This window comes from Halomonas sp. ND22Bw, from assembly GCF_003011945.1.
In the GTDB taxonomy this organism is placed as follows: Bacteria; Pseudomonadota; Gammaproteobacteria; order Pseudomonadales; family Halomonadaceae; genus Halomonas; species Halomonas halophila.
Genome location: NZ_PXWD01001541.1, coordinates 1 through 245 on the forward strand (window position 1 = coordinate 1; position 245 = coordinate 245).

The following is a 245-nucleotide window of genomic DNA, read 5'->3' on the forward strand; positions in this document are numbered from 1 at the left end:
GCGCCGGCGATCACGTCCTGTTCCACCAGGCTGGCCATCAGCTGCGAGCTCTCGACCAGCGATTCCTCGGCCGATTCGCGGTAGCGCGGGTCGATATCGCTCACGACGCGGTACAGCAGGAAGGCGATGCCCGCCGTGTAGATCAGCAGGATGCCGAGAAAGATGCGCGAGCGCTTGGTCACGTCACGCGGCGGTCGGCAGGTCTTCGTTCAGCGCATAGCCGGTGCCGCGGAGCGTGCGGATCG

At 66.5% G+C, this 245-nt stretch carries 1 protein-coding gene; it reads right to left on the minus strand.

What is annotated here, in order from left to right:
• Positions 1-182: hypothetical protein (locus CVH10_RS23395; protein WP_219925065.1), on the minus strand; the 182-nt coding region annotated here is incomplete at its 3' end.
• Positions 183-245: the final 63 nt, after the last annotated feature.